This window comes from Clostridium sp. Marseille-QA1073 (assembly GCF_054863625.1).
In genome coordinates, this window is record NZ_JBSVQM010000002.1 from 112,564 (window position 1) to 137,048 (window position 24,485).

At 28.3% G+C, this 24,485-nt stretch carries 18 protein-coding genes; 4 read left to right on the forward strand and 14 right to left on the reverse strand.

From position 1 onward, the window contains the following. The 3 genes from queD to ACY1IQ_RS02405 are packed head-to-tail and all read right to left on the reverse strand — an operon-like array spanning position 1 to position 2,205. A complete protein-coding gene (gene queD / locus ACY1IQ_RS02395; RefSeq protein WP_461612453.1) occupies positions 1 to 432 on the reverse strand; it encodes a 6-carboxytetrahydropterin synthase QueD in 432 nt (143 codons plus the stop codon). Between the two features lie 13 nt (positions 433 to 445). Continuing rightward, positions 446 to 1,207: an acyl-CoA dehydratase activase gene (locus tag ACY1IQ_RS02400; protein WP_461612454.1), complete on the reverse strand. Its 762-nt coding sequence runs from the start codon at positions 1,205 to 1,207 to the stop codon at positions 446 to 448. Next, complete coding sequence (locus ACY1IQ_RS02405; RefSeq protein ID WP_461612455.1) at positions 1,204 to 2,205, reverse strand: 2-hydroxyacyl-CoA dehydratase family protein; 1,002 nt, start codon at positions 2,203 to 2,205, stop codon at positions 1,204 to 1,206. The genes ACY1IQ_RS02400 and ACY1IQ_RS02405 overlap by 4 nt, the downstream gene beginning before the upstream one ends. A 946-nt stretch (positions 2,206 to 3,151) precedes the next feature. Between ACY1IQ_RS02405 and ACY1IQ_RS02410 the strand changes: the two genes are divergently transcribed. Beyond that, the gene (locus ACY1IQ_RS02410; RefSeq protein WP_461612456.1) at positions 3,152 to 4,513 is read left to right on the forward strand and encodes an MATE family efflux transporter; all 1,362 of its coding nucleotides are present in this window, start codon (positions 3,152 to 3,154) and stop codon (positions 4,511 to 4,513) included. Positions 4,514 to 4,629: 116 nt separating this feature from the next. Here ACY1IQ_RS02410 and ACY1IQ_RS02415 read toward each other — a convergent pair whose 3' ends face one another. Both ACY1IQ_RS02415 and ACY1IQ_RS02420 read right to left on the reverse strand, forming a co-directional pair. Continuing rightward, positions 4,630 to 6,378: an ABC transporter ATP-binding protein gene (locus ACY1IQ_RS02415; protein WP_461612457.1), complete on the reverse strand. Its 1,749-nt coding sequence runs from the start codon at positions 6,376 to 6,378 to the stop codon at positions 4,630 to 4,632. Further along, entirely contained in the window at positions 6,365 to 8,113 is a 1,749-nt protein-coding gene (locus tag ACY1IQ_RS02420; RefSeq protein WP_461612458.1) for an ABC transporter ATP-binding protein, read from the reverse strand. The genes ACY1IQ_RS02415 and ACY1IQ_RS02420 overlap by 14 nt, the downstream gene beginning before the upstream one ends. Positions 8,114 to 8,380: 267 nt before the next feature. Between ACY1IQ_RS02420 and ACY1IQ_RS02425 the strand changes: the two genes are divergently transcribed. Continuing rightward, positions 8,381 to 9,247 carry a LysR family transcriptional regulator gene (locus tag ACY1IQ_RS02425; protein WP_461612459.1) on the forward strand — a complete coding sequence of 289 codons (867 nt, stop codon included), beginning with the start codon at positions 8,381 to 8,383 and terminating at the stop codon, positions 9,245 to 9,247. A gap of 350 nt (positions 9,248 to 9,597) precedes the next feature. Here the strand turns inward: ACY1IQ_RS02425 and ACY1IQ_RS02430 are convergent, their stop codons facing one another. Further along, complete coding sequence (locus tag ACY1IQ_RS02430) at positions 9,598 to 10,518, reverse strand: class I SAM-dependent methyltransferase (RefSeq protein WP_461612460.1); 921 nt, start codon at positions 10,516 to 10,518, stop codon at positions 9,598 to 9,600. Positions 10,519 to 10,819: 301 nt separating this feature from the next. Further along, the gene (locus ACY1IQ_RS02435) at positions 10,820 to 13,486 is read right to left on the reverse strand and encodes a cation-translocating P-type ATPase (RefSeq protein ID WP_461612461.1); all 2,667 of its coding nucleotides are present in this window, start codon (positions 13,484 to 13,486) and stop codon (positions 10,820 to 10,822) included. A 206-nt stretch (positions 13,487 to 13,692) separates the two neighbouring features. On the opposite strand from ACY1IQ_RS02435, the gene ACY1IQ_RS02440 reads away from it, so the two are divergent. After that, positions 13,693 to 14,277: a TetR/AcrR family transcriptional regulator gene (locus tag ACY1IQ_RS02440; protein ID WP_461612462.1), complete on the forward strand. Its 585-nt coding sequence runs from the start codon at positions 13,693 to 13,695 to the stop codon at positions 14,275 to 14,277. Between the two features lie 733 nt (positions 14,278 to 15,010). Then, positions 15,011 to 16,750 carry a phosphoenolpyruvate carboxykinase (ATP) gene (locus ACY1IQ_RS02445; protein WP_461612463.1) on the forward strand — a complete coding sequence of 580 codons (1,740 nt, stop codon included), beginning with the start codon at positions 15,011 to 15,013 and terminating at the stop codon, positions 16,748 to 16,750. Between the two features lie 407 nt (positions 16,751 to 17,157). On the opposite strand, the gene ACY1IQ_RS02450 is transcribed toward ACY1IQ_RS02445, so the two are convergent. From ACY1IQ_RS02450 to sigI, 7 genes are all read right to left on the reverse strand, one after another. Further along, positions 17,158 to 17,853 (reverse strand): response regulator transcription factor, encoded by a 696-nt coding sequence (locus ACY1IQ_RS02450; RefSeq protein ID WP_454054742.1) that lies wholly within the window; start codon positions 17,851 to 17,853, stop codon positions 17,158 to 17,160. A 35-nt stretch (positions 17,854 to 17,888) separates the two neighbouring features. After that, on the reverse strand, positions 17,889 to 19,322 hold the full coding sequence (locus tag ACY1IQ_RS02455) for a sensor histidine kinase (RefSeq protein ID WP_461612464.1): 1,434 nt from the start codon (positions 19,320 to 19,322) through the stop codon (positions 17,889 to 17,891). A gap of 9 nt (positions 19,323 to 19,331) precedes the next feature. Then, on the reverse strand, positions 19,332 to 20,084 hold the full coding sequence (locus tag ACY1IQ_RS02460; RefSeq protein WP_461612465.1) for an ABC transporter permease: 753 nt from the start codon (positions 20,082 to 20,084) through the stop codon (positions 19,332 to 19,334). Next, positions 20,071 to 20,796 (reverse strand): ABC transporter ATP-binding protein, encoded by a 726-nt coding sequence (locus ACY1IQ_RS02465; protein ID WP_461612466.1) that lies wholly within the window; start codon positions 20,794 to 20,796, stop codon positions 20,071 to 20,073. The genes ACY1IQ_RS02460 and ACY1IQ_RS02465 overlap by 14 nt, the downstream gene beginning before the upstream one ends. Before the next feature lie 202 nt (positions 20,797 to 20,998). Then, entirely contained in the window at positions 20,999 to 22,234 is a 1,236-nt protein-coding gene (locus ACY1IQ_RS02470) for a hypothetical protein (protein WP_461612467.1), read from the reverse strand. Between the two features lie 421 nt (positions 22,235 to 22,655). Continuing rightward, positions 22,656 to 23,666, reverse strand: a complete 1,011-nt coding sequence (locus ACY1IQ_RS02475) for an anti-sigma factor domain-containing protein (protein ID WP_461612468.1) — start codon at positions 23,664 to 23,666, stop codon at positions 22,656 to 22,658. Continuing rightward, positions 23,629 to 24,399: an RNA polymerase sigma-I factor gene (gene sigI / locus ACY1IQ_RS02480; RefSeq protein WP_461612469.1), complete on the reverse strand. Its 771-nt coding sequence runs from the start codon at positions 24,397 to 24,399 to the stop codon at positions 23,629 to 23,631. Before sigI ends, ACY1IQ_RS02475 begins: the two co-directional genes overlap by 38 nt. Positions 24,400 to 24,485: the final 86 nt, after the last annotated feature.

Here is a 24,485-nt window from a genome sequence, read left to right on the forward strand (position 1 = left end):
TTAGTTCTCCTCTCTTTCTTCATAGGCAGCGCTATTGGTAGGAGTCTCAAAAACTATAGCTCTTAATACATTGAATCCTTGAGCTTTCATAGTTTTAAAGAAAAAGGCTGCAAAATTTTCTGCTGTTGGTCTAAAATCCACTTCTATTATTTTAAATCCATCTAATAAAAGACAATTTAAAGTTTCTTCTCTCATGGTTCCTTTTTCAATAATTAATCCATGATCATAATAATCTACCATATCTTTTACAGCCTTTTTTAAATCCCCAAAATCTATTACCATACCATCTAATTGTCCATCTTTTACTAAACCTTGAGATTTTATTTCAATTTCAACCTTCCATCTATGTCCATGAATATTACTGCATTTCCCCTCATATCCTGCGAGAAAATGAGCACTATCAAAACTCTGTTCTGCTTTTAATATATACATAGATTTTTCCTCCTTACTTTAAAATCTTACTCCCATAATAGCAACATCCTATTGCTCCATTAAATTGTGGTTCCTCTATACACACTATCTCTTCGTAATCCTTTTGTAGATATTTTTTTATAGCAGTATTATTAGCCACTCCCCCTGTTAAAACTAACTTTTTCCCTCTAAACTTACTAAGTAATGGGTGAAGTCTTTTATACAATGAATAGTTAACCCCTGCACAAAGTCTATCTATCCCCACGCCTTCAGCTATTTTCCCTATTAACTCTGACTCAGAAAACACGGCACAGGTTGAGTTTAACTCCACAGGATTTTCACAGAACTTGCTCATTTCATCAAGAGATATTTCAAGCACATTTGCCATATTCTCTAAATATCTACCACAGGATGCAGCACATTTTTCATTAAGCTCTAAATCTGTAATAATTCCCTTTTCTATTTTAACCACCTTTACATCTTGTCCACCTACGTCTAAGAGAATAAAGTCTTTTAATCCAGTTTGATAAATTCCTCCATAAACATGAGCTTTTATCTCATTTATTGGAGTAAAAAGCAATAAATCAGTATTATTTTTTCCATAGCCAGTAGATATCGCTTTATCAACTTGACCTAAGTCTAACTTTTCCAAATTTACAATAATTTTATCTTTATAGCTACAATAATCTCTATAAAAACTCATGGTACTTATTTTTTTCTTTGCTACTATATTATTATCTTCCATGGAAACTATTTTAACTTCTCTACTTCCAAGGTCTATGCCTAGCACTCTCATACTCTACTCTCCTTTAAATCCACTAGCATATCAAGGAAAGCTTCTAACCTTAGCTTTGTCCTTGCATCCAATGTATTTAACTTATCCCCTTCAATATTAAGTATTGGAATATCTAATTTTTCCTTTAGTATAATATCTTCCACAGCCCTGTAGCAAAACGCTTGAGTGTAGTGAATTATACCATCTAATTTTCTTTCTTTTATTTGGTTTTTTAATTCTATAATTCTATAATTAACATCATAGGGATAAGTGTAATCATAATACTGATGAAATATATTTCTTGCTTTATCTCCTCTAGGAAAAGCAAATTCCCTTTGCACTTCATTGTATACAAAATGGGCATTAAATTTTTCAACAAATTCATATATATCACAGGTCATAGGCGGAACCCCTATGTATCCTAACCTTAACTTTTTATTTAGCGGTTCTCTTTTCTTAATTTCTTCAATAGCTTTTTTAAGGCTCTCTTCTAATCTATCAATATCTCCATTTAAATCACTTAAGCTTACGGAATATAAATGATTTTCAAAACCTGTGGTCTTATTTTCCTTATATGTTAACTCATCAATTTCCTTAGATAATTTTCTAATCTTTGCTAATCTTTTTCTAACCTCTTCTACTGTATCTTCAGTAACATTAAAACTATTCATAAATTTTCTTATTTCATTTTCCACATCCTCTATTTTATGGCTCTGTGGATATGAAAAAGGATGTATTTTTACTCCTCTTAAACTGAGCACTTCTATAAGAGCTTTTGTATTAGAGCAGTCCCCTTCTACAACACCAACTATTTCTTTAATATTTTCCTCTATACACACTCCATAAATTCCCTTTATCCAAGCACACAAGCTTTTGGGGAAACCATCTCTTTCTGCTATATCTATGTATTTTAAATAATCCTTTGAAGTTATAAAAATATTATTTAAATCTATTGGAGTATATCCTGCTGCAATAAGAACTTCTACTGGTACTGTAGTGGTTAATCCTATTTTCTTCATTATTCTTCCTCATCACTTTTAAAGATTTTTAAAAATAAAAAATCTACTGCACAGACTATGTGTTTTCTGACTTCGCAAAGTTATCCACAAATTTGATTTTATTATAATTTTCTATAAAATAAAAAAGGGCGTAAAACGCCCATAAACAAAAAACTACCTAAGCCGGTAGTTACGTCCTAGTTTTGTTTATAGACAGGATGGTTACGAACTGTCTTTATTCTTTTTTATATTTATATATTTTACTATGGCTCATTTACAATGTCAAATATAAACAGTAACTTTGTTATTGATCTAGTTAAGTTAAATTAAACTATTGTTTCTTTTAAAAGTACACGTTCCCAAGGCACTCCTATTAAAGGGACGGTTCATTTTTATTGTTATAAATAATATAATCTCATTTAAGATGTAATCATGAACCGTCCCTTAAATTAAAAATTCCTTTATTGCAGCAATAACTGCATCTGGTCTGCCATACCATCAATACTATATATTTTCTATGTATTATATATTTCCCTTTAAATTTTAATAAAAAAAGACACTAACTACTATTGTAATTAATATTTTATTATATTTATAACCTCATCTCATTAAATATATTTCTAAACTTCTGCATTTTTCTAAAAATAATTCACTTCATAAGAATAATCCTTTTTCCGTTATTTTTAATCCTTATATAAGTAGATAATGCATAGTACATTCTCTTATAATTGATAAAGATAATCATTCTTAAAGTTCTCAGAGCGTTTACCTATTGATTTGAAAGGAGGATAGAAATAATTTAAATATCAGTATAAATAATCACTTAGAATTTAAATCTTCAAATCTGCTTTAAGGTTATAGATACTAAGTCATATTCTCAAGCTTTATTAAAATAACGAGCAAAAAGCTTTATAGAATCAAAATTGCAATTATTATATAAATTAATTTAAGAAAAGGAATGATACTTATGAATAAAAATCGTGAAGAATTAATTAATGGTAATATGTTTAAATTACTTTTAAAACTTTCTGTTCCAGGAATTTTAGGAATGTTAGTCATAGGTTTATATAGTTTATGTGATGCTATCTTCGTTGGAAAGTTAGTAGGAAAAACTGCCTTAGCTGCTGTAAGTATATCTTCTCCCTATACTTTTATAAACAATTGTATTGCTGTACTTGTAGGAGTTGGTTCATCTTCAATTTTATCTCGTGCTATTGGAGCTAAAGATGATAAAATAGTAAATAAAATTTTAGGTAATTTAATAATATGTATCCTAGTATTATCATTATCTGTTACTATACTAGGATGTATATTTGCAGAAAACTTACTTAGATTTTCAGGAGCTAAGGGAGAAATATTAACGCTTGGAGTAAATTATTTAAGAATATCATATATAGGATCATTCTTCGTTAACTTTTCACAAAGTGCTAACATGCTCATAAGAGGCGAAGGAAAGATGAAAGAAGCTATGAGTATTATGGCACTAGGTGCAATATTAAATATTATTTTAGATCCAATATTTATAAAGCCTTTAGGTCTAGGTGTTGAAGGTGCAGCTATAGCTACAGTAATAGCTCAAATAATTCAAGCTACAACTACATTTATATATTTTAGGCGTAATAAATCAACAATTCCACTTAATAAATTGAAATTTGCCTCTGATTTAGCACCAGAGATATTATCTGTAGGAGGTTCAGCAGCTATAATGCAGCTTATGTATCTAGTACAACAAACTACATTATATAAACTTGTATCAATATACGGTGGAGATGAACAAGTAGTATTGATGGGTGTTGCTCTTAGAATTTTAATGTTTACATTTATACCAATATGGGGAATAGGACAAGGACTTCAGCCTATAGTAGGTATGAATTTTGGTGCAAAAAAATATGATCGTGTTAAAGAAGCGGTTAAAATATTTAGTGTAGCTTCTGTAATATTCATCGGAATATTATGGGGTTTCTATATGATTAAACCTAAGATTGTTTTAAGTTTCTTCCTTAATGATAAAGCTTTAATAGAAAGTGGCTACAATTTATTTAGACTTATGTTTTTAGCTTTCCCAGTATCAGGCGTTATAGTTATGTGCATGACATTCTTCCAATCAATAGGTAAAGGTGGAAAATCTGCAATAATAACTCTTTTAAAACAAGTAGTACTTTTCATACCTATAGCTATAATTCTTACTAGAGTTGTTGGAATTAAAGGCACATGGATAGCTTCTACAGTTACAGACGTAATAGTATTCTTATACTGCCTTATTCTTTTAGCTGTAGAATTTAAAAAATTAGATAGAGTAGATTTAAAAGAATTAAATATTTCAAAATAAAATTTAATAGAACTTTTTATGAAACTTCCATAAAACTTAATAGTAGCAAATAAAAAAGGTATGAAATTTAAATAAATAATTTTCATACCTTTTAATATATAAACTATCCTAAAATTTTAAATTACATCAGTAGCATTTTTAAATTGACTTTTATAAAGCTTGGTATAAAAACCTCCCCTATTTATTAGTTCTTCATGGTTTCCTCTTTCGATTATCTCACCATCCTTCATTACTAAGATTAAATCCGCATCACGAATAGTGGAAAGTCTATGAGCTATAACAAAGCTTGTTCTGTCTTTCATTATAGAAAGAAATGCATTTTGTATTTTTATTTCAGTTCTTGTATCAACACTACTAGTTGCTTCATCAAGTATAAGCATTGGAGGATCTATAAGCATCACTCTTGCTATAGTCAGCAGCTGTTTTTGGCCTTCTGAAAGATTGGCTCCTGCCTCTGTAATAACAGTATCATACCCCTCCGGAAGTCTTTTTATAAAACTGTGAATATGTGCCGCTTTAGCTGCATTTTCAATTTCACTCTCAGTTGCATCCTGCTTTCCATAGGCAATATTCTCCCTTATTGTTCCTTCAAAAAGCCAAGTATCTTGAAGAACCATTCCAAATAAAGATCTAAGATTATTTCTTTTAATTTCATATATATCTATTCCATCAATTATGATCTTACCCTTATTTATATCGTAAAATCTCATAAGCAAATTAACCATAGTAGTTTTTCCTGCACCTGTAGGTCCAACGATAGCAATAGTACTTCCCTTTCTTATTTCTGCATTAAAATCATTAATTAAAGGTACCTCTTTTACATAAGAAAAAGATACATTATCAAAAGTTATATTTCCCTCACAATTTATAATCTCTTTAGTATTTTCTAAATCTGTTGGTTCTGGCGTTTCGTCTATTATTGAAAATACCCTTTCACAAGATGCAAGTGCTGCTTGAAGCTGTGTTGCAACACTAGTTATATTGTTTATAGGTTGTGAAAATTGTGTTGAATAGGTTAAAAAGCTTGATATTGTTCCTACACTAAGACCACCTAAAACTGATAGTAAGCCACCAACTACTCCAACTAGTACATAGGTAATATTATTAACAAATCTAGTAGATGGATTTGTAAGTGATGAATAGAATTGTGCCTGTTGGCCACATTTATAAAGTCTTCTATTAATCTCCTTAAATTTCTCTTCTGAACGCTTTTCATAACCAAAAACTTTAACTACCTTTTGATTGCCTATGATTTCTTCAATATATCCATTTAATTCACCTACAGTTTTTTGCTGCTCTTTAAACATTTTATTTGATCTACTTGTAATGAAAGAAGCTATTATAAAACATAATGGAGTCATAAGTAATATAACTAAAGTTATTTTTACACTTAAAGCAAACATCAATACAAGAGAACTTATTATAGTTACAATTCCAGGATAAAATTGAGTTATACCTTGAAACAAACCATCGGAAATAGCATCAATGTCATTTGTGAGTCTACTCATTATATCTCCATGTGGATTTGTATCAAAATATCTAAGTGGAAGAGTACTAATCTTCTCAAAAGCTTCATTCCTTATATCTTTAACAGTTTTAAAAGCTATAATATTTGCTATAACTATAAATATCCACATAAATAATGAACTAATTAAATATACCACTGCTAAAATAATTATTATTTTTAGTAAATTATCAAAATCTACTGCTCCTTTTCCTATAATTTTATCTATTCCCTTTCCTACAATAAAAGGAATAAATGCCATCAAAATGTTACTAATAAGTGCACATATAAGAGATATACCCATGTATATTTTATGATTTCCAATATACTTAAATAATCTAAATAAACTATTCTTTTTCAACTTCATCACTCTCCTTTGAAAGTTGAGAATTACATATCTCTTTATATACACTGCAATTATTAATCAATTCTTCATGAGTTCCAACACCTGAAATTAATCCATCATCTAAAACTATTATTCTATCTGCAGCTTTTATTGTGCTCACTCTTTGACTAACCATAATAACAGTCATACCTTTTGTATTCTTTTTAAGATCACTTCTAAGTGCTGCATCGGTGGCATAATCCAATGCACTTAAACTATCATCCATAATTAATATTTCTGGGTTACCTACAAGAGCCCTTGCTATTGTAAGTCTTTGCTTCTGCCCTCCTGAAAGATTAACTCCTCCTTGGGATATATTGGTTTCATATTTTATTGGAAGCTTTTCAATAAATTCTGCAGCTTTACTAATTTCAGCTGCTTTTTTAACTTCCTCTATACTTGCATTTTCTTTTCCCCATCTTATATTTTCCGAAATCGTTCCTGAAAATAAAATTGCCTTCTGTGGTACCACCCCTATTTTCTTTCCAAGTTCTTCTTTAGAATATTCCCTAACGTCAATTCCATTAATTAAAACTTTTCCTTCACTAACATCATACAATCTTGGAATTAAATTTATAAGCGTTGTTTTACCAGAACCAGTACCTCCAATTATTCCAACTGTTTGTCCTGATTCTATTTCAAAGGAAGCATTATTTATAGAATATTCCTTTGAATTTTTATATGCAAAAGATACATTTTCAAATTTTACTAAACTAACATTTTCATCTGACTTTCTATCCCTTAGTAAAGCGTCATTATATTCTATACTTGGATTTGTATCAAATATTTCATTTACACGTGAAGCACTTGCAGCAGCTTTAGTAAATATTATGATGAGATTAGCAACAATAATAAGTGCTGATAAAATTAAAGTTGTATAATTTATATAAGCTATAATCTTTCCTGTTGTAATAGCACCGTTATTTACTCTAATGCCTCCAAACCATAATATAAATAAAATTGAAAAATTCATTATTATACTTGTAATTGGACTCATTAAAGCTGAAATCTTACCTACTTTAATTGAAGTATTTGTTTGATCTTCATTTCCACTTTCAAATCTTATTTTTTCATATTCCATTCTTGAAAATGCCCTTATAACTCTTACTCCAGATAAATTTTCTCTTAATATTAATGCTAATTTATCTAATTTCTTCTGAACTGTTTTATATAACGGAAGAGATCTACTCATTATCATATATAAAACAAAGGCAAATATAGGAATAGATAAATACATTATTGTTGAAAGCTTAACATCTAAAAACATTACCATTATAATTCCACCAATACATAAAAAAGGAACCCTTATAGCAAGACGAATAAACATTGCTAAGGCTAATTGAAGTTGATTTACATCGCTTATTACACGATTAATTAATGAAGCTGTACCAAATTCATCTATTTCATTATAAGATAAAGTACCTATTTTCTTAAATAGTTCATCTCTTAAAATCGTTCCAAAACCTTGGGATGCTATAGACGCAAAATATTGACAAGTAAAAGAAGATATAACTCCCAATGTAGCCATGAGAAGCATTATACCTCCTATTTTCAGTATATACGATGTACTTCCAATCTCTATTCCTTTATCTACAATTAAAACCATAATTGTAGGTATTGATATTTCGAATATAGCTTCTAATAATTTAAAAATCGGTCCTAAAATAACTTGTTTTTTATAGGGCTTAATAAATCTAAATAATTTAAACAAATTTTGACCTCCTTATAAAGCATCTAAAAGAAATCCATATTATATACTTCACTAGACTTTGCTCACAGTGAGCTATAGGTGAATTCTGATAGCTCAGTACAGTAGAAAATAAACTACCATACTTACTTATTACTTTTCAAGATGCCTAATATAATTTATATTGAATTATTTTTATATTTCGCCTATTATTATATCAAGCATAGATATATATTAAAAATACATAATATATATAGGCTATATACAATTTTTATATGGGAAGTGGATATTATGGATATAAAGCAATTAAAATATTTTTATACAATTGCAGAAGAAGGACAAATAACTAGTGCTGCAAAAAAGCTTAATATTGCCCAGCCCCCTTTAAGCTATCAGTTGAAAAATCTTGAAAATGAATTGGGAGTAAAACTTGTTGAAAGAGGAAGTCGTAATATTAAATTAACAGATGCAGGACTTATGCTTTATAATCGCGCAAAACAAATATTAGATTTAACAGAAACAACTATAGATGAATTAAAAGATTTTAAAAAAGGGATTCAAGGAACTTTATCTATAGGAACAGTGTCTTCTTCTGGTGCTTCATTATTGACTAATAGATTAACTGCCTTTCACGATAAATATCCATTTATAAATTTTGAAATTCATGAGGGGAATACTTATGAATTATTAGAAATACTAAATAGAGGTATAATTGAAATTGCAATTGTTCGTACACCTTTTAATACTGCAGATATAAACCACATTTATTTATCTTCAGAACCAATGGTTGCTGCCATGGTAGAAAACTTAAATTGGGATAATAATAAAATTATTGATATAAAAGCCTTAATGGATAAGCCTTTAATAATATATAGACGATTTGAGAAATTAATCTTAGAAGAATGTCATAAATTAGGTTTTGAACCTAAAGTTTTTTGTAAAAATGATGATGCACGAACTACTTTATTGTGGGCAAATGCTAGTCTTGGTATAGCTATTGTTCCAAAATCAGCACTTAAGCTTATAGGTTCGTCAAATTTATTATATAAAGAAATTGATAACAGTTCTTTATGTACTCAAATAGCTGCAATATGGATGAAAAATGGCTATCTTTCATCTGCTGCAAAGAATTTCTTAAGTACTTTTGCTAATGAATAATTATAAAAAACAGAGAGTGTTTTTGTTATAAACACTCTCTATTTTTTATTATAACTTTCTTATAAATTAAATATATGTTCCTATTACAACTTTTTCCTCAGCATACCATTTACTTTGAGCTTCATACATCTATGCATATTTGCCCTTTTTCTCCATTAATTCTTCAAGACTTCCTATTTCAGATATTTTTCCATTATCCATAACTATTATTGTATTAGCTATTTTTGCTGAACCTAATCTATGAGTAACAATAATAGAAGTTTTCCCCTTTGCATCTCAGCAAACTTTTTATATATTCTAGTTTCCTCTTCAATTTTAGAATATAATTATGAACCGTCCCCATTTAATTGTTATAACTTTTTATCAACAACTGCTAAAGTATAATTTACGTTTTCAAATGCATGATAATAATCATCTCGTCCTTTAAAATATCTCTCTTCTATATCTCTCGGGGTAAGATGCTCATAAATCAATAATCCTGCTTTATCTAAATCACTTTCTAACTCAGAATATTCATATCCTGTTTTCATAGGTTCACCGGCTGCTTCAGCCATTTTAACCATTGCTTGAACACGGCTTGTGGTTCTTTCGCTATTGAAAATATCCTTATCTGGATAATCAAATACCAATGAACTTCCTTTACATGTAATACTAGAAATGCTTTTAAACATATTAATTATTTCTTCTCTACTTAAATAATATGTGACTCCTAACCAACTAAAAAAACTAAGATCATTTGAATCAAATCCTAAATCCAGTAATGCTTCGTTAAGATCATCCTTTGAAAAATCTATAGGAACAAATTTGAGTGAAGGACTTATTTCCCAACCTAAATCTTTAATTCTTTTTAATTTTAGTTGTTGAGTAGCAGGGTGATCAATTTCAAAGACTTTTATTTTCTTTAATAATTCAGGTTTTCTAAATGCAAAAGTATCAAAACCTGCTCCAAGAATAACATATTGCTTTACACCCATTTTAATAGCATTTTCTAACATATCCTCTGTGTATCTACTTCTCGCCAAAGGTGTCGGTGATATTTGTGTCTGTATAACCCATTTTAGTATAGATCTTTCATCTTGATATAAATCTTCTTTAGGATTAAAAAATTTAATTCCTTCTATCATGTTTTTAGAAATATTTTTAAACTCCTCATCTGTAATCATTTTTCCAGCTAAGTAATCATTAAATATTTTCGGCTCATCATTTAGCGAATGATATGCTCGTCCAAATGCTGATACAATAGCCGTAAGGCTTGCTTTATTAACTTCCATAAAATACACTCCTTTAAATTTAAAATATTTTTAAATAACTATTGACAAATATATTATTATATGATATAATAATATATTGTAGTTTATTTATAGAAATATATCATTTAAAGTTAAAGTTGTCAATGTTTAAAATATAAAATACAAAAGCTATGAAGTTTAGTTATCTTAACTCTACTTCATAGCTTTCTTTATATTCTATATTTAATTATATGAATCACTATCATAAAAAGAGATATTATATTATCTTCTAAAATTTACATATACCACCTTATACTCTTATTAAAAGTTAAAGCTATTCCTATTAATTTATAGCATTGTACTCTTTATATGTTTTACCTCTATGCACAAAGAATTTTGCTATTTCAACTATTATTAAAGGAGCTATAGATAATACTGTTACAAATATCCAGTGATTCCAAGCTAAAGGAACTACACTAAATAAATCTGCTAGTGGTGTTATGAAGCAAATCATGAACATAATTACCATAGATCCTGCAACTCCTTTTAAAACTGCCTTATTAGAGCTGAATTTAATTTTAAATAGTGAGTATTTACTTCTACAGTTAAATACATGAACTATTGATGAGAAAGCCATAACTAAGAAGCACATTGTAATACCAACATCTTTTGATGGTAATATTGTATCTGAAATTTTTACAAAGTTTCCAATATAATAAGCAAATAGAGTTAATATAGCAAACATTATAGCCTGCAGAATTATTTTAATTCCAACTTTATCTGCTAGTATGCTTTTATTTCTGTCTATAGGCTTTCTAGCCATTATATCATTATCAGCTTTTTCTTTGCTTAAACCAAATGCAGGAAGTGCATCAGCCACTACATTTATTAATAATAATTGTATTGCTAAAATAGGTGAGCCCCATCCCAATAAGAATGAAACAAATACTATAATCACCTCAGCCACGTTACAACTTAAAAAGAATTCTACGGTTTTTCTAATATTATCATAAATACTTCTTCCTTCTTCTACTGCATCTATTATAGTTGAAAAATTATCGTCAGTTAAAATCATATCTGAAGCATCTTTAGCTACATCTGTACCTGTTATGCCCATTGCACAACCTATGTCAGCAGCTTTTAATGCTGGAGAATCATTAACACCATCACCAGTCATTACAACAACTTCACCATTACTTTGCCATGCCTTTACAATTCTTATTTTATCCTCAGGACTTACCCTAGCATAAACTGAATATTTTCTAATTTCTTTTGAAAATTCATCATCACTTAGAGTGCTTAACATTTCACCAGTTATTGCTTCATTATCATTCTCTAATATGCCAAGTTCTTTGGCTATTGCCTTTGCAGTTAAGATGTGATCTCCTGTTATCATAATAGTTTTTATTCCAGCTTCTTTAGCCTTTTCTATGGAAGCTTTCGCCTCTTCTCTAGGTGGATCAATCATTCCAATAAGACCTAATAAAGATAAGTTATTTTCTAAAACCTCATTAGTCAATTCCTTTGGTAACTCAGTATAAAATTTGTAAGCTATTGCAATTACTCTTAATGCAGATCTGGCAAATTTATCATTTGCAGCTTTAGCATGCTCAAAATCTCCTTCTATACATCTTGGAATTAGTACATCGAAGGCACCTTTAACTATTACGCAATAATTACCTTTATCACTCAGACTGCTATTTCGGATATCGTGAACTGTTGTCATTAACTTTCTTTCAGAATCAAAAGGAAGCTCATGAATTCTTGGAATTTCATTATCTAATTCATCCTTAAGGGATCCATTTTTTTGAAAGGCTGCAATTATAGCAGTTTCTGTAGGATCACCAATGTGCTTTTCTTCCCCATTTACTATATCTACTTTTCCATTACAGCATAATGTGCCAAGCTTTAATACATCTAAAGCTTCTTTAGTTATAGAGTTTGTTGTGTTTACAATTTCATTTCCATGATGCCATACACTTTTTACTGTCATTTTATTTTGAGTTAATGTTCCTGTTTTATCAGAGCAAATTATTGATGCACTTCCCAAAGTCTCAACTGCAGGCAATCTACGTATAATAGCATGTTTTTCTACCATTTTAGTTACACCAAGGGCTAAGGATACGGTTACAACACCTGTTAGCGACTCTGGTATAGCTGCTACAGCTAATGAAATAGCAGAAATAAACATTTCTGATGGGCTTTCTCCGTGATATAACCCAATAAAAAACAAGATAGTGCAGGCGATAATTGCGCCAATAGTAATGGTTTTACCTAAACGTAAAAATTTTTCTTGTAAGGGAGTGTTTTTAGTTTTTTCATTATTTAAAAGAGATGCTACTTTACCCATTTCAGTATCCATACCTGTTTCAGTAACAACAACTTTACCTCTTCCATAGGTAACAATGCAACCTGAATAGACCATGTTAAATCTATCTCCAATAGGAGCATTTTCTTTTACTATAGCAGTAGCACTTTTTTCTACTGGTATACTTTCTCCAGTTAAAGGTGATTCTTCAACTTTTAAGTTAGTACTTTCAATAATTCGGCCATCAGCTGATATGGAATCACCAGCTTCAAGGACGACAATATCACCTGGAACTATAAGTTCTGATTTTATTTCAATTATATTGCCATTTCTAATAACTTTGGAATAGTGAGCATTTATATCCTTTAGAGAATCAAGCGCTGCTTCAGCATTTTTTTCTTGTACAGCACCTAATAGAGCGTTGATTAATACTATTATTAAAATTAAAGCACCTTCTACATAGCTACCATCACCCTTTGAAGCTAAGAAAAATGATAGTGCTGATGCAAAAATTAGCATTATTATCATAAAATCCTTTAAATGCAAAATAACTCTTGTTGCAAAACTCATAGGTTTTTTTTCTGTAAATTTATTATATCCATATTTTTCTTTAGCAATTTTTATTTGATTATCATCTAATCCTCTTTCCGGATTAGTATTAAAGTCTTCATAGATTTTATTTAAATCTTTTGTGTAATTCATTGGAAACGCTCCTTTCTTTTGCAGCTTAAAAATAGTTTTCTACCGGTAAAAATAGTTTTATTGATAAAAAATCCAGATTTTAATATACTATATATAATTGTTAAATAAATTTAACATTTTTGATATTTTTAATAGTATTATACTTAATTATTCTGTTCAATATACAGAATTTTAAATCTGTAAAAAATTTTACAAGGAGGTGAAAAATGTACAATTATTTTGATAAACTTAGTAATGTAAAAATAACCAAATCCCACCTTAGATTACATAAAGCTCTAATTACTTTAGTGGAAGAAAAAGAATTAGATAAAATTACTGTAAATGATCTTTGCAATAAAGCCATGGTAAGTAGAGCAACTTTTTATAATCATTTTGAAGATAAATATCATCTTTTAAGCTTTAGCATATATTATATGAAAAAAGAAATAATAGCTTCAGAGCAGTTAATATCCGACTTTAGTAAAGGTGAAGCTATACATGTAATCCTATCTTATATCAATAAAAATAGAAATTTTTTCAAAGGTCTTCTTTCATCACAAGATGCTAGATTAATGTTAGGTACATTGCATGAGCTCACTGTACCACAGTATTTATTGATGTTAAATGCTTGCGAAAAAAACGGAAATAAATTTATTGTTAGTGCAGACTTTTTATCAGAATTTTTTTCTGGTGCTTTCATTTCAATTGTAATTAGATGGCTTAAGGATGATAATGCTAAAACTATAGACGAGTTAACTTTTGAAATCGACAAGGTTACTGATTTACATTTATACTTTGACAAGTCTAATTAACCTATCAATGTAGGCATATCTAAATTCTTTATGTTTTCTTAAAATTTATTAAAAATATAGCTTCATTTTTTAAAATTCTTTCATTTTCAACTAAAAAATCCTATAGAATAGAGTTTTTAGTTCTATTTTATAGGGTTTATCTTATTATTACCTCTCTTATAATAACAATATAATGCCCCCAAATCTTCATTTTTAGCAACCAATGCATAGGCAATTAAAATACCTACCTCCGAATTTATCTAAATCCTGTCTCACTTATCTTCACTTCTACTTTATATAAATCAAATGAAAATTCTTTTATAAAATTGCTAAATAAACAAAAACACCTCACACTATAGTGTTTGAGCTCATTATAGAACTTAAAGAAGTATCTTTAATAAAAATATAGCCTAGGAAATATAATTAATTATTAAAATATTATTTATATATGATATAGCTATGCCTTTTATCGTAATAATAGATTATGATTTTACTTAGAAATTAGTATAGACTTTAAAATTTATTTAAAGTTACTTATAGAGATTATGATTAACAAAAATATAAAAAAGGTATATATAAAGATAGCATCTATATGGAAATATACATAGCAAGAAATAATTTAACATTTTATATAATTTTTCATAAAATGAATGATAGACACTATACAAATTTCAATTTTATATGTTATAATGATATTCAGTTAGTTAAATTGCAAGAAACATCAAATTTATATTGCACATTTGGAGGTAGCAGAATGAAAAAAGAATTTTCTCTAAGCACAGGAAAAGTTATGATAAATTTTACAGCAAAATATTGTGACACTGCTGAAGCATTGTTTAGTAGTTACGGCTTTAGAAGAATTTTATCAGCCTATATGGAAAAAATAAAAAGAAAAGAAACTAATGTATATAAGTATATAGACAGTACTATGAACGTAGATGATAATGATATATTGTTAGAAGATATTACTAATGTATTTAAATTGCTTATGGTTTTAAATGCAGAAGAAGTAAAAAAGATGGAAGATAAATATGAAAAGCTGTTAGAAAACAAAGATAGGTTTATTTTATTAATAGAAGATTTATATAATTTTTGGAGAAAACTTGAAAGATATACTATAGTTCAAAATAGTAAAATCGGAGATGGACTTCAAAATGTTAGTTTTATAGATGCAAATAATAATTTTTCTAATCTTATATTAAAGACTTATAGAAAAATTGAAGAAAATGTTTTAGGTGAAAAACCAAGAATATATAGACAATTACCTGCTGGAGGTAATGCAGGTTTAATATTAAATAATTCTAATTGGAATATGCCAAATAGTTACGAAATTCTAAAAGATATCCCATTTATAGAATCTATATTATTAGATCCACCTTTTATAACTTATCCTAAAAAGAATACAAGAGATGGTATGTTTGAAGAAACTTTTGAAAATCCATTACAAAATTGCAGAATAAATTTAGACCACTGGTTTTGCTATCCTGCAAAGGTGGGAACACTTTTAGCTTATATATACTTCCATAGAGATTTTATGGCTCATGGAGTAACTTTATGCAACTTGTTTGAAATAGCTACAGAAGAAGAATGTAGAGATAAAAAACCAGATATAGTATATGTCTTTGGAGCTAGAGATGACAATGAAGAAATACAAACAGTTTTCTATGATGACAAAAAAAATGATATTATGTTAGGATATATAAACTATAATGAAGCCATAGATTACTTTGGTTATATGAAAAAAATGACATTGACTCTTCATAATTTAATAATGATAAAAAGAGGATGTTTACCAATACATGGTGCTATGGTTAATATAGTAACTAAAAATAATAAAACTGCTAATGTAATAATAATGGGAGATAGCGGTGCAGGAAAATCTGAAAGCTTAGAGGCCTTTAGAGAATTGAGTGAAGATTATATAAGTGATATGACTATAATATTTGATGACATGGGTGTAGTTAAATTAAACAACGATGAAAAACCAGTAGGATCAGGAACGGAAATAGGAGCTTTTGTAAGATTAGATGATTTAGATACTGGATATGCTTTTAAACAAATAGATAGAAGTATTTTTATGAATCCAGATAAGGTAAATGCTAGGTTAGTTATACCTGTAGCAAGCTATAAAGAAATTACTACAGAATATCCAATAGATTTGTTCTTATATGCTAATAACTATGAATCAGAAGGAGAAAATCTAGAATTTTTTAAAGATATAAATGAAGCTTTAGATACCTTTAGAGATGGAGCAAGAATGGCTAAAGGAACTACTACAGAAAAAGGATTAGTAAAAACCTACTTTGCAAATCCATTTGGGCCAGCACAAAAGATGGAAGACACAGAAAAGTTATTAGTAGAATATTTCAATAAATTCTACCAATCAGGAGTTAAAATAGGACAATTAAGAACTAGATTAGGTATAACTGGTATGGAAAAAGACGGACCTAAAAAAGCAGCTATAAGCTTATTAGAAGAAATAAAAAATATATAGTTTATTAAAGTAACTAATAAAAAAGTTGTTATTTAAAAATTTAAGTAACAACTTTTTTATTCTATAGAAAATTATAAAAAGTCAAATATGTGAATAACCTTAGATAATGGAGAATTGACAGTTGACAATTGACAATTAAATAAATTATTTTTTTGACTAGTAATGGAATTGCTAGTTGTTGTAGGGGTGAACAGTATTCACCATTTTTTTGAGTCGATACTATAATTGAATACTAATACAATAAATATGCGGCGAACACTGTTCACCGCTACAGGGTCAATTATAAATTTCTCAGTGATAACTGAGAAATATCCACAATTGTCCATTGTCAATCGTCAATTCTCAATTGTTGAATGTAAATTGTGAATTAGAAAAACGAGTTAAATGAACTCATTTTTTTATAATGTTTATACCCTAACCCTATATCCAACTCCCCACAACGTTTCAATATATTGTGGTTCTGACGGATTTGATTCGATTTTTTCTCGTATTTTTCTAATATGTACTGTAACCGTAGCATTGTCTCCAAGAGAATCAAGACCCCAAATTCTTTCGAAGAGTTCATCTTTTCCAAATACCCTGTTAGGATTTTCAGCCATATACAATAATAATTCAAATTCCTTTTGAGCTAGATTAACTTCTTTTCCATTTATAAATACCTGTCTCGAATCTTTAAGTATTTCAAGACCTCTTATTATAATACTATTATTATTTATCTTATTGCTAAATTTATTTCTCATTCTCTCGTAATTTTGAAGATGAGATTTAACCCTAGCAACTAACTCACCTGGACTAAAAGGTTTCGTTATATAATCATCTGCTCCAAGAGTTAACCCCTTTATTTTATCAATTTCTTCTTTTTTAGCAGAAACCATTAAAACAGGTATATCCTTGTTTTCTTGAATAATTCTTAATATATCAAAACCATCAATTTTAGGAAGCATAACATCTAAGATTATTAAATCGTATTTATTTTCTTTTATTGTATTTAAACCACTTACTCCATCAGTACAAATATTCACTTCAAAACCTGATATCTCTAAATAATCTTTTTGAAGTTCAGCAATACTTAAATCATCTTCTACTATTAATATTTTTTTCATATACTTGAAACCCTCCAAATATTAATCTTGCTATGTTATATTATTTTTCCTAGAGATATCATAATGCTTGTACCTTCATTACCATGACTAATTGCCCATATCCTACCTTTATGTCCTTCTACAATTTGTTTTGCAATAGCAAGACCTAATCCACTTCCTTTTGCTTCACTTCTTGCAGAATCTGCTCTATAAAATCTATAAAATATTTTATTTATATCATTATTATCGATCCCAGCACCATTATCTCTTATCTCTATTATAATACTTGAATTTGTTTCTCGTAGATTTAAATTTATTTCTCCCTGCTCTTTATCCATATATTTACGAGAATTCTCTATAATATTTAAAATAACCCTTTTCATTCTTTCCCTGTCCATCATAACATACTGGGAAGTCTTTAGGTCATTATTTAAACTTATTTTTATATTATTTTTTATAAGTTCAGGTTCACTTTCATATATACAAAAACTTAAATACTCAACAATATCTATTTTTTCAAAATTAAATGGAAGTTGTTTTAAATCTAACTTTGAATATAAAAGCAAGTCATCAATCATATGATCAATATGTTCCGCCTTTGAATAGATGGTTTTTAAGTATTTTTCTCTTTTTTCAGGTGTGTTAGCAACTCCATCTAATATTCCCTCTACATAGCCTTTTATTGATGTTATTGGTGTTTTTAAATCATGAGAAATACTAGATATAAGTACTTTACGATTATCATCATATTTCATTCTCATAACTATAGAATCTTTAAGTTGCACCCTCATAGATTCAAAGCCATGACATAATTCTCTTATCTCCTCATCTCCATCTTCAATAATTTCATAATTTAAATTTCCCTTACTAATTTCAGATGTAGCTTCTTTTAAAAACTTGATAGGCTTTATTATTCGCTCTGAAAAAAGATAAGACATAATTATGTTAATTACTATAAAAGATACTATATAAACCACAATAGCAATAATTATAAGTTCATTAAATATATTTCTTTCTTCTATAGGTGCTAATAATATTATGTTTTCAGTAATTTCTCCTTCTAAGTCCAACTCTATAGCTTCGACCATATAACAAATATCATTGATTACAATTCTTTTGTCTATGATATTTTCTTCTAATACCTCCATAGTCTTTTCTATATCTATTTTGCTAATATCCTTGGGGCTAGCTATAATTTTATGTCCCTCAACAATTATAAATTTACCGCCTAAATCTGAAAGCCTCTGTGATAAATCATCTTGAAGTTTAGTTTTTTCAATATCTTTTATGTTATGCTTTAATATATCATTTCTAATATTGACCAATTTTGTCCTTACAACCATTCCATCTTTAAATCCATCATAATCAAGTTTCTTATTAAAAATTCTTGAAGAAATAAATAAGAAACTAAACATAATTATAATCGTTATGATAAGTGGAGCTATAGCTGTTATGGTATTAGATATTATTAGCCGCTTCTTTATATCCATTCTTTCACCTTAAAAATCTTTTTTATCAAATAAATAATATCCCAATGTAAAAAGTAATATTCCATAACTGCTCATCATCATAAGCTGACGGAAAATCTTTAGAAATGGAAAACTGTTCATTATCCATAAATTATACCATTTAAACATTGATGTGAAAAATAGTCCTGAGTATTGTGAAAATACAACCTCCATTATTTTAAAAACAATAAAAACAAACACTGATAAAAAAAACACCCCTGTTCCATTTCCTATTATGTTGGTAAAGACTACAATTAATAGTACTAAAACTGCCATAGGTAGTACAGTAACTATATAAGATATAAGTATTCTAATTATTCCTTGTAAAGTAAAAGAACTTGAATTAAAAATTACCCCTACAATAGTTGAAAATATCATTACAAACAAAAGATTAACTAATACAAAGAACATTATAGCCACTATTTTAGCAGTGAAAAACTTTAATCTTGTAATTGGTCTTGTAAGTGCAATTTTCATAGTGTTTTGAGAAAATTCTCCTGAAAAACTATCTATAGTAACAAGAGCAGTAAAAAGTGGTAATATGGTATTGACTACTATAGAAAGTACTAATATTGGAAACTCCATGCTAGAAGTACCTCTTAATCCAAATCCACTTCTCAATCCGGTAATAGTAAGTTGTCCTATTACGATGAAAATTAATGATATTATTGCTGCAACTAAAATCTTTTTCTTTTTGTATAGCTTTTCAAACTCATTAATTACAGCAACCTTAAATTCTACCATTTCGCTCCACCTCGCTTATAAAGTAGTTTTCTAATGAAGCATAATTATTTAATATATTTTTAGTTGTATCCACATTAAGCATTTTTCCATTATAAAGTACTCCTATCTTAGTACAGGTAAGTTCAACATCATGAATAAGATGGCTTGATATAAAGAATGTTGTCTTTTCTTCTTCTGAAAGTTTTTTTATAAGATTTCTCATATCAATCATCCCTTCGACATCTAATCCATTCAAAGGCTCGTCCAAAATAACCACTTCCGGTCTAGATATAATCGCCGCTGCAATTCCAAGTCTCTGCTTCATTCCAAGAGAAAATCTTCTTGTTTTTTCATTTTTGAATCTTTGTATTCCTGTAAGTTCTAAAACCTCTTCAATTCTCTTATCATCAACATTTTTATAATATCTCGAAAACTGCTTAAGATTTTCATAAGCAGTTAAATATTGATAGGACTCCGCTGTTTCAATGATACATCCTACCTTTGCCATAGCTTTTTCGAATTGTTCTAGTACACTATATCCTAGAATCTTAACATCACCACTATCTGGTTTTATAAGCCCTGTCATAACTTTCATAGCGGTAGTTTTCCCAGCTCCATTAGGTCCTAAAAAGCCAAAAATATCACCTCTATTTATTTCAAGGTTGATATCAGTTATACCTCTACCATTCTTATAAACTTTACTTAAATTATTTATCTCAATAACCTTCTCCAATTGTAACCCTCCTTTAAAAATTACCCAGCAATTTTTTAGCTAAAATAAGAATGGAGAGTAGAGAATTATTGAAATAATTTTACTGTGCAAAGCTACAAATATGTTTTCATAAATCTTAGATATCTAAAATTTCATTCATAACTCTCAACTCTCAATTTTTACACCTAAACTTAAATATAAACTATAAATTATCAATTATTTGCTATTCAAATACTCTGGTAAACTCACCATTATACCAATCTCTGTCACCTACTGGCATTCCAAAGTGAAATTTAGCTTCTCCTATATTAAGATTTATATAACCTTTATCTGAAGATCCTTCAATATCAAATTCTGCATCACAATAGCCTTCTTCTCTATATTTAGCATCAAAACTGATATCTGATTTCTTTCCTGCGTAGTCCTTATATCCTTCTCCATACTCTTCATGATATGTTCCACCAATAGATTTATGGTCAGAATGTGTAATATTTATAATTCTTTCTCCAATTTTTTGAAACTTACCATCTTTTTCTATAACAATATCATTTTTGTATTTACCTACATACATTTCAGGATTTTTTAATACATTCATATCCTTTTGTATATACTTTTCTACTTTCTTTCCAGAAAGATCTGGTTTATTTACAGCAGTAGAGTTAATATTAGATACTTTACCAAGTAATTCAAAGGTTAAAGTATGTTCATTACCTTTATCATCTTTACCAGAAAGTACTCCTGTACCAAAAATATTTTGTATTAATCCATCTTTATCTACAACCATATTACCTTTAACTTCTTTTACATATACATCTTTAGTGATCATCGGCATAACCTTTTCCTCTTGAGTATCTATATTAAAGAAAGATGTACTTTTTATCATGTAAGATGTAACTGCATTTACCAATGCAGGTATTTGCGCTTCACTTATAGAACCAGATAATTCTTTACTTCCGTCAGTTTTTTCATCTACTACAACATAATCTTTTAAGCTACCTACAATTGCATCCCCTATTTTTTCAATATCTCCTGCATTTTTCTCTTCAAATGGGTTTCTTAAAACCCTTCCTTCATCTGAACCTTCATATTCAGTTACAAAATAAATGTCTTGATTTTCACTGGTACTAACCATAATGTCTTTATCTCTATAAAAATATTCTTCTGATTTTTTACTTCCATTAATTCTTGTATAAAAATTTTCACAAGAACTTTTAGTTACATCGTATTTATTTACTATATTCTCAGAGATAATAACCTTTCCATTATCCTTTATATTCATAGAAATATCCATGGTATAGTTTGAAAGCTTACTTGTAAAACTTTCTGCAGAATACTTTAATGCATCTTTAGCTTGGTCATACCCACTCTTAGATGATATTTCCGCCATAGCAGTTGTTGCAAACATTAAAATACCTAAAGTAAAGCTTATAATCATAGCAGTCTTCTTTTTAATTTTCACTTTAACCCTCTCCTTTATACAAAATTAGAAAAGCTTTCCTCTTATTCATTTTAAATGAAGCATCTATAGTTTTTCTAAATTAATTCTAAAGAAATTCTAAACTTTTAAGATGTATACTATAAAAATTTAGAATAACCCTAGAAATAGAACTTGTTCTAAAAACTTCAAAGGCCTTAACTATGAAGTTTTAACTATAATTCCTATCTTTCATTCTTAATTTTAAATTCTAGGAGATATAATGTGAAGATTAAAATTAAATAATATATGAGAAACTTTCAAAGAAAAACAGGTAAAGTTCATATTCGCTTACCTGTTTTTTATATTATAAAATTATAATTACTTAATTTTTGGGATAACTCACATGAAATATTTATAAATTTTTTCAATTAAAAAACCTACAAACTAGGCTTTCTTTGGTTTTCTATTTTTTTTCTTTCTTATCTTTTTTATCGTTACCATTTTCCTTATCTTTTTTATCCTTACTGTTTTCATTTCCTTTTTTATTCTTATTATTTTCATTTTTTTCTTTATTCTTATTGTTTTCCTTATCTTTTTTATTCTTACTATTTTCGTTTCCTTTTTTATTCTTATTATTTTCCTTCTCTTCTTTTATAAGATTATTTTTATTAGCTTTATTCTCATTATTGTTTTTTTTAAATTTTTCATTTTTTTCAACTTCTTTTATAGATTCCTCTGATTTTTTATCTTTTAATTCCATTATCTCATTTTCATTCTTATCTTGATTTTTATTTTCATCTTCCATTTCTTTATAAATCTCCATCTTACCCACTGAAATGTTTTCTTCTTTCGCTTTATTTAATGTTTCCTTATCTGATTTTATTGCAACAACTTCAATCTGCTGCCCTCTCTCATTAGAGACTTCCTCTATCTTTTTCTTTCCTTCCATTATAAGGTTATCTAAGTTTTTATCACCTTCATTATTACTCTTTAATTCTACTGACGTTACCAATACACGGTTTGATTCATCTTTGTTAAGATATCCTGCCGCTTCTACCATTTCTACAATCTCTTCTAAAGCGTCTACTAATGGATAATTCTTCAAATCTTCAAGAGGAAGTTTTGAAGCTTCTTCATTAAGTGCTGAAATTTTTATTACACGATAATTTTTATTAATTTCCATTTCAACACTTGGATTTATATCTACAGCTAATAGAGCTACTGATCTATAATTTTCATTCCAAAACCCTAAAATATATAAAGAAGTAACTACAAAAATTAAAGCAGCAGCTACTCCCTTAGAAATATTTTTAATAGTAAAGTTTGAGTTTTTAATAATGTCTCTATCTTCAAAATATATCTCCATTCCTTCCTCTAAACCGTTACTTTTCTTTATCCTTTTAAAAGTACAATCTTCAGCCATTACAACTATACTATCATAATAAATCTCTATTATAGTGCCTTTGTAGATCACTCAATTCACACCCTTCGCTATAGAAAATATATTCCTTTAATGTATCTAAATTACTGTTCAAAATCAATACTATTGCTATAATAAATTTTCTACTCCTTTGTATGACTTTCTTAGATACACATAATTCTCTCATCAAATCACTAACTGGTAAATTCTTAGTTTTTAAAAATTTTTCTTTTAAATAATCCTTTTCAAATATGTATTTTCCAATACTGATAGCTACAATTCTAGTATCCTTATGTTTTGGAGATTCCTTTATCAATTCATCTAAAGAAATCCCATATCCTTTCATATCCTTAACTAGAAGAGCGATGTCAAACCTAATTTCAACTCTCTTTTCAAAACTATCTATTGCTATAATATTTTCATTATAACCATAACTCTCATCATCACATTTTAACTCACTAATACAAACTTCCTTTGGTTTTCTCGCCTCACTTCGGCGATGATCTATTAATCTACTTTTTATTACCATAGAAGCAAAGGTTAAAAAATTACCTCTTTTTTCATCGTACTTTTCGATAGCCTCATTAAATGCTATTAATCCTACACTAAAGGCGTCATTATTTTCTATTTCAATATATTGTCCTAATTCATTACTAAGCACTTTTTTTATAAAAGGAATATATTCTTCAATTAGACTATTTTTATCCTCTTCGTTACCCTTTTGTATATCTTTCACTCGTTCCTCTAATGTCTTTTCTCTGTTAAAAATATTGAGAAGTCTGACCATCACTTCACCTCCTCTTTATATATTACGATATTATATAAATTTTTTAGTACCCACTTTGATTATCTATTTACCTTAAATATAAATAC